At 62.4% G+C, this 2,034-nt stretch carries 1 protein-coding gene; it reads left to right on the top strand.

The window, feature by feature from the left end:
- Nucleotides 1-1,027: 1,027 nt before the first annotated feature.
- Nucleotides 1,028-2,034: DNA polymerase domain-containing protein (locus Q0964_RS09375; protein WP_414652143.1), on the top strand; the 1,007-nt coding region annotated here is incomplete at its 3' end.

Below are 2,034 nucleotides of genomic sequence, written 5' to 3' on the forward strand. Positions count from 1 at the left end.
GCATCGAGCGGCTCGGTGTTGATCTCGATAACTCCGAGCTCGATCAGCTGCCGAAACATCCCGCCGAACGCTGACTCAGTGGAAGACATATCGCCAGATTAGAACTGTCTGAGTGTAATTATACGGGCTTTCCGCGTTTCTACATAAGAGCGACTAGAATTAACCAACATTATGACGTGTTCGACACCAATTGTTGGTTAATTCGGGAGTACAATTCGAGGCAGTCCCCGGACCCGTTCTTGGAAGCCATCGAACACTCGCGGAAACTCGCTGACTGGGGCCGAGTAACCTACTGTCTCGTGGCTTCTATGAAACACAGAAACGACACGCCGCGGCTTATCGGGTAGGTAGACCTCTAGTCGAGTATGAGAGAACAAGTAACGTCGAACAGATTGACAGTGGACCAGCCGACACGGGACGCTGACCGCAATCGGTCCCTTGCTGACCAGGCCGATCCGGCTACAGACGAGATGCTGTGGCCGTCACTCGACGACGGCATCACGCTGCTTGACGTCGAGGGAGGCCGTGGCGTCCCGATCCTGCAGTCGCTCGTGCTCGACCATCTCCTCCTGCACGACGGGCCCGCCTTCTGGGTCGACGCAGACGGACACGCGACGACGACGACACTCGCCCAGATCGCGCCCAGCCAACGGTTGCTCAACCGAATTCACGTCGCCCGCGGATTCACCGCCTACCAGCACTACGGCGCCGTCTGTGATCTCCCGACGGCGGTGAACAAGTCGATCCAGATGTCCACCACCGATGCCGGGGCAGCCGGTCAACGGCCACCAAGTCACGACGAGGACACGTCGCCCCACACACCCGCCCTCATCGTCGCGCTGGCCATCGACGCCCAGTACCGCGCCGACGATACCCTCGGCGAAACCCACGCGGAAACCCTTCAGGCTCGAACTCTCGCCCAGTTGGCGACCTACGCCGAAGGATACGACATCCCGGTGCTCGTTACGAGAAACGAACGAAACGAATTCACCGAGCCAGTCGCGACGGTCGCCAACCACCATCTAGAGTGCGAGCAGACGCGGATGGGCCCACGGGTCGTCGGCGAGGGCTTCGAGACGCTCGTCTATCCCGTCGACGACGGCGCGTACGACCAAACGACGTTCGCGTACTGGCGACAGCTGCTCGCGGCACGCGCCACGCAGGTCGGCGTGGAACCGATGACGCCGGCGTCGACGACTTCTCGCTGAGTCGGTGGGCGGACGTCGACTACCAGCAGCTCGCGAGCCGGTCGACGTACTCGAGCTACGGTCGCGTCGGTCACTCCCCAGCGCGGTACAACGTGCCCGGCCGGGCGATCATCGACGAGTCGAACATGTTCTTCTACGGAGAGACGAACCTCGACGGCGTCCTCGACCTCGTGTCGCGCTCAAAGAAGCCCGTCCAGGAACTTGCGTGGGCGTCGATCGGGAACGTGCTGACGGCGATCCAGATTTGCGAGGCCCACGACCGCGGCGTCCTCGTGCCATGGAACTCCTGGCGCCACGAGTTCTACAAGCCGATGGGGACGCTCCATGACGCCGACCGCGGCGGGTTCATCTTCGCGCCCGAGGTCGGCCTCCACGAAAACGTCCACGAACTCGACTTCTCGAGTCTCTATCCGAACATCATCTGTACCCGGAACGTCTCGCCGGACGTCATCCGGTATGACTGCCACAGCGACCGCGACGACGTCCCCGGCCTCGGGTACTCGATCTGCGACGACCGGTACCTCGTCGACGTGCTACAGCCGATCATCGACGCTCGCGACGAGATCAAGGCGGCCATCCGTCGCGAGAAGGAACGGGACGACCCCGACGAGGACCGACTGGCGGAACTCGAGGGACGGTCGGGAGCGCTGAAGTGGATCCTCGTCGCCTGCTTCGGCTATCAGGGGTTCAGCAACGCGAAGTTCGGCCGCATCGAGTGCCACGAGGCGATCAACGCGTTCGCTCGCGAAATTCTGCTGACGGCGAAACAGCGGCTTGAAGCGGGCGGCTGGCGGGTCGTCCACGGCATCGTCGACTCCATCTGGGT

It is taken from the genome of Halorientalis sp., assembly GCF_028275115.1.
Classification (GTDB): domain Archaea; phylum Halobacteriota; class Halobacteria; order Halobacteriales; family Haloarculaceae; genus Halorientalis.